This window comes from Pseudomonadota bacterium (genome assembly GCA_030860485.1).
GTDB lineage: Bacteria > Pseudomonadota > Gammaproteobacteria > JACCXJ01 > JACCXJ01 > JACCXJ01.
This window is the reverse complement of record JALZID010000042.1, coordinates 1-4855: the sequence shown is the minus strand read 5'-3', so window position 1 is coordinate 4855 and position 4855 is coordinate 1. Positions and strand designations below refer to the sequence as shown.

The 4855-nt window shown below is 64.1% G+C and carries 6 protein-coding genes; 2 read left to right on the top strand and 4 right to left on the bottom strand.

The window, feature by feature from the left end; translation table 11 throughout:
• Positions 1-185: 185 nt before the first annotated feature.
• Both M3461_02115 and M3461_02110 read right to left on the bottom strand, forming a co-directional pair.
• Entirely contained in the window at positions 186-557 is a 372-nt protein-coding gene (locus M3461_02115; protein ID MDQ3773242.1) for an EthD family reductase, read from the bottom strand.
• 183 nt (positions 558-740) lie between these two features.
• The gene (locus tag M3461_02110) at positions 741-1322 is read right to left on the bottom strand and encodes a TetR/AcrR family transcriptional regulator (protein MDQ3773241.1); all 582 of its coding nucleotides are present in this window, start codon (positions 1320-1322) and stop codon (positions 741-743) included.
• A 110-nt stretch (positions 1323-1432) separates the two neighbouring features.
• On the opposite strand from M3461_02110, the gene M3461_02105 reads away from it, so the two are divergent.
• Positions 1433-1612: a hypothetical protein gene (locus tag M3461_02105; GenBank protein ID MDQ3773240.1), complete on the top strand. Its 180-nt coding sequence runs from the start codon at positions 1433-1435 to the stop codon at positions 1610-1612.
• Between the two features lie 170 nt (positions 1613-1782).
• Here the strand turns inward: M3461_02105 and M3461_02100 are convergent, their stop codons facing one another.
• Positions 1783-3153 carry a cytochrome P450 gene (locus tag M3461_02100; GenBank protein MDQ3773239.1) on the bottom strand — a complete coding sequence of 457 codons (1371 nt, stop codon included), beginning with the start codon at positions 3151-3153 and terminating at the stop codon, positions 1783-1785.
• 377 nt (positions 3154-3530) lie between these two features.
• Positions 3531-3674, bottom strand: a complete 144-nt coding sequence (locus M3461_02095; protein ID MDQ3773238.1) for a hypothetical protein — start codon at positions 3672-3674, stop codon at positions 3531-3533.
• A 122-nt stretch (positions 3675-3796) separates the two neighbouring features.
• On the opposite strand from M3461_02095, the gene M3461_02090 reads away from it, so the two are divergent.
• Complete coding sequence (locus tag M3461_02090) at positions 3797-4117, top strand: aminotransferase class III-fold pyridoxal phosphate-dependent enzyme (protein MDQ3773237.1); 321 nt, start codon at positions 3797-3799, stop codon at positions 4115-4117.
• Positions 4118-4855: the final 738 nt, after the last annotated feature.

Below are 4855 nucleotides of genomic sequence, written 5' to 3'. Positions count from 1 at the left end.
CGGCATGGCACGCCTGGCCGACATCGAGTTCGCCTACGATCTCTACCACTGAGAGCCCCTATGTCGCCTGCTCGTAAATGTCGCCGACCCCTTGTGCTCGATCAACTTGTGGGTAAAGACCAGCCCTTCAGGAGAGGGCTGGGTGAGGGGATCAAAAAGCGTGATCTGCGACCGTGCGTGGTATATCAGGGGAACACCAACGTTTTCAGCCGGCCCCACACGGAACTGCCGCCAAAAGTAAACGTCTGCTCTTCGGCGACCAAAAATACGGGGGTGCCTCCACTGGAGATCTTGACGGCATGGGCGACGGTCTCCCGGCCGCCGGCGGACTCTGCACACGCCTGCAACGCCTGGAGCGACGGAAAATAGACCTCGGCGATACGGTAGAACGGCGGGGGTGTCCCATCCGGGGTCGCCACCACCTTGGTCGCTACGAACTTCGTCTTGCCCGAGAGCTTCTCTACCGCCATCGGGACGTGTTCGTCCTGATAGATTTTCTCGAATGCCTCGATATCTTTGGGACGCGGATACATCACGATTAGTTTCACATCGGACATGACACCCTCCTAGAATTGTTCAGGTTGTGCGTACTTATCACCTCGTTCGCTCCGTGCCGTCGATCCGTTCCAATACGCGAAAATAAACCACAATTTCGAAACCATACCGTCCCGGAATGAACCACCCTCATTGCCCTCTCCGTCCATTTGGATGACCGTTCGTTCCAGAAATGGGCCAAAAAATCAATCCAACGCTCGGAGCGTAACCTCGACGACATCTTCCAGGGCCGCACGATCGGTCTGGATCTTCCCGATGACCAAGAGCCCTTGCAGGCTGCTGGTGAGATACCGGGCGAGCGCGCGCAGGTCACGCCGTTCGTCCAGCTCACCGCCACGCTGAGCACGCAGCAGGGTCGCGTAGAAACCGTCCTCGAGCTGGGTGAGGCATAGGCTCACCTTCTTCGCCGTTGCCGGATCGGACAGTCCCCGCTCTACGGCCGAATTGGTGATCAAACACCCCCGCAACGGCCCGCCCGTGACGACATGCTCCACCACGGTCGCGAAGAACCGCCGGATAGCCGCTTTTCCGGAGGGGTACGCGTCGAGGATGTCGAGCAGCTTCCTCACCACCATCTTGCGATAGCGATCCAGGACCGACAGAAAGAGCCGTTGCTTGTCTCCGAAGGCGACATACAGGCTGGCACGATGGATCCCCATGCTGTCCACCAGATCCCGGATCGAGGTGGCTTCGTAGCCCTTGGACCAGAACGTCTCCACGGCCCTGTCGAGCACCTCCTCCAGATCGAACTCTCTCGGTCTCGCCACAAGCCCTACCGGGGTAGATTGGTCACGGACCGGCGCACTCTACGCGTTCTAGACCGACTAGTCAAGAACCTCGATCCAGGCCGGAAGGCCGGTTCCCCCGCGCGACATTCGTGCGCCACGCGGACGGGGGTCGTTCCCGCCTGGAACGCGAAGGGCAGCCCATCGAATCGGGGCATATCTTCATTGCCGCCACGGCGCTGGCCCATAACCTGATTCTGGTCACTCGCAATCTGCGCCACTTCGAGCGCCTGCCAGGCCTGGTCGTGGAAAACTGGTTTGCCGAGAGCTGAGCATGGCCCGCCAGCCGAAAGTAGCCTACCAACTCACCGAACGCCGAAAAGCGCGACCTGACCCAGGAGGCGGCCAAAGCGGTTCGGACTCTCGAATTAGAGATAGGGCTTGATGGACGTCGCGACACGCTTCTTGTCGGCGCCTCCCCGGCGCAGTCCCCCTGGAGTGGTTATCGCGGTCCCGATCCCCGTAAAAGAAAACGCGCGTTGATGGGCTCCGCCGGCCGCAACGTGATCAGGAGACGGGGCGCGATGGCCCGATCGGAGGCGAGCCGCAACTGCCCCTGGCGCGCGATGGTCGCGATCACCAGCACGAGCTCGGTCAGCGCGAAGGTATTGCCGATGCACACCCGCGCCCCACCGCCGAATGGGAAATAGGCGAAACGGGGTAGGCCGGCCGGGGCATCACCCAACCAGCGCTCCGGGCGAAATGCCTCGGGCTCGTCGTAGTAACGCGGATCGCGGTGCATGACCCAGGGGCTCATGAACACCGTCGCGCCTTTCGGGACGCAATGGCCGTCGAGCCGGACCTCGGCGCGCGCCTCGCGGCCGATGGCATAGGCCGGCGGGTAGAGCCGGAGCCCCTCCTGGACCACGGCGCGGGTGTAGGGCAGCGCGTCCAGATCGGCCGCGCTCGCCGGTCGCCCGCCCAGAACGCCGCGTGCCTCTGCCTCTAACACCTCGGCTGCGCCGGGATCCCGAGCCAATAGGTACCACGTCCACACCAACGTCAGGGCCGTGGTCTCGTGGCCGGCGAGGAGCATGGTGATGGCCTCGTCGCGCAACTGGCGATCGGAGAGCGGCCGGCCCGCTTCGTCCCGGGCGGCGAGGAGGACGCCCAGGAGGTCTGGACGCTCGGTCTTGCAACTGCGGACATTGGGGTTACGGCGGCGCTCGGCGATGATCGCATAGACCACCGCTTCGAGTTGCCGGACCGCGTCGAGATAGCGCCGGTTGCCGGCCGTCGGTACCCAATCGGGCAGGGGCACCGGCATGCGCAGGCGCAAGATCACCTCCTCGGCCGCCGCCGTGAAGGCCCGGGCGAGACCGAGCGTTCGTTCGGACGGCTCCGCGCTGAAAAACACCCGTAGCGCGATGCGCAGGGTGAGGCGGGTAAATTCCTCGTGCAGATCGCGCACGTCTCCATCTCTCCAGCCGGCGAGTGTCTCCTCCGCCTCCGCGACCATGATCTCCGTATAGCGCGCCAGGTGCTCGCGGTTGAACGATGGCTGCATGAGCAACCGCTGCTGGCGCCAGTACGCCCCTTCGCTCGCCACCAGGCTCTGGCCAAACAGCGCCCGCACCCGGCTCCAGAAGAAACGGTGTTTCATGAACCGGTCTTGCTGTCGGACGAGGACGGTCTCGATATGCGCGGGGTGGTTGACCAGAAACGCGGTGCGATTCACGAGCCGCAGGCGCACCACATTGCCGTAGTCGCGGGCCGAGCGCGTGAAGAAGCCCAGCATGTCCTGCGAAAACTCGCGCAGGTTGCCGAGGAGGAGGCTGCCTTTGGGTCCGGGCGTGGGGGTCATGTTTGCCATATCACCTCGTTTCCGTGATGCCGACAGCTCGTCTTTGCCCTGCGCATAACCAGATTCTAACGCGCGGCCGGCTGGATCGGCGGCACGCGAGCACCGACCGGGTGGTCAACACCCGATCGTTAACCATAGGCCCTTGACCAATCGCCGGCCTGCACTGGATCGAGTTCCACGCTGAACCCCGCACCGCTGACCTTCTTGACGCGCCGGACAGCTTCCCGAGCCAGCTCTTTTCGATCTGGCCCCACAATGGATTACTGGCCTCGGTCTCCAGCACCGCCTGGTACAGACGTCCGACGAAGACCGCCTCGTTACCCGCATCCGATACCGTCAACGAACACGGCCGTAAAGCCGTTGTCGGGCACTGCTTCGCCGAGCCGTCACATGAGTGATGTCTTGCCCACCCGTCGTGGCGCCAGGAGCAAGAGGTTGTCGGTCTCGAGGTCCCGCCAGAATCGGGCTTGCTCGTGCTCACGATCGAAGAAATCTTCGCCGCGCACCACCGGTCCCGTCATATTTCGCATACCACACTCCACAACGCTTTCGTTATACAACGAAAGTGTTGCACAGGCCTTCATCGTAGGCAAGGACAGCATGCGCCGAATCCGGGGCCTTCAGGCGGCGAAATTATCCACTCGCCGCCGCGGTGGGCCTCGAGGCGTTGCATGTGCTGGTCGAGGAAGGGGTTCGCGGAACGTGCGGCCACGCTCGGGGAACGGCTTCTGGCGCGGCTCAAGACCATAGACAGCCCGCTCGTCCGCCCTGTGCGCGGTGCGGTCTCCTCATCGGCGTCGAGATCGCTACCCAGCGAGCCTCGGCCAGGACGTTGTTCCGGCGGATCGCCGATCGCGGGGTCCTCACCAAGGCCACCCACGACAGCGTCATCCGCTTCGCCCCCGCGCTCACCATCGGCTCCGAACAGATCGACGAGGGCGCGCACTATTCGCCACGACCATCAACGAGATGACGTCGCCCCCGGGAACGCCCCCGCGGCCCGATAACCTGCTTCGCGGATCCGTCCCGAGCTCTCGGCTTACGGCCAACTCGCCGCAGGGACTGCGAGCCGGCTGGAAGGAATACGCTCCGCCGGGCCGAGCGGATCGACGCGCTCGGGTAGTCGTGCGAAATGTGGGCTCGCCCGCATTGCTCACCACTGGCCGTTACGAGGGCACCGAGGCTGCGCCGAGGCGCCCGCGCATTGCCTTTATCCACTTGGCTGCGTTACAGTGCGATCAAGACAGGGAATTCAAACCCCTTGCGCCATAAGTCTGGGGTAACGGCGTTGCCGGGGTTGGCGCCGGATAGGTATCGGGATAACTCGTCGGCCGGAGGGCCTGAAAAACCGAGGGCTCGAAAATGCCCGTAACGAACGGCCCGAGCGCAAGGCGTGCGGAGCGGCGAAACCCGTCGAGCAAAAAGCCGGGCGGCGCGCATCGTCCCATCGGGACGCGCGCCGAGTTTTTTTGCAAACCCCGAGCGGGCGGTAGGGGCATCATCGACCAGATGCGAAGACATTCTGCCGAGCTGCGCCGGTCGCGGCCCGACCTAGCTCCAGAGGTAATGGCCTGATGACCGGACCTCGGGCGCGAGCCGCGCTCGCGAACGCAGAAGACCGGACCCCGACCCGGATCCTGTCCTCCCAGGGCCCCCTGGCCGATCACGTCGAGGGTTTCTCCGCGAGGTCCGAGCAGCAGGAGATGGCGGA

Coding starts and splice junctions, on each gene's coding strand:
- M3461_02115 (MDQ3773242.1), bottom strand. CDS start 557: ATGTCCGATGTGAAACTAATCGTGATGTATCCGCGTCCCAAAGATATC.
- M3461_02100 (MDQ3773239.1), bottom strand. CDS start 3,153: ATGGCAAACATGACCCCCACGCCCGGACCCAAAGGCAGCCTCCTCCTC.
- M3461_02095 (MDQ3773238.1), bottom strand. CDS start 3,674: ATGCGAAATATGACGGGACCGGTGGTGCGCGGCGAAGATTTCTTCGAT.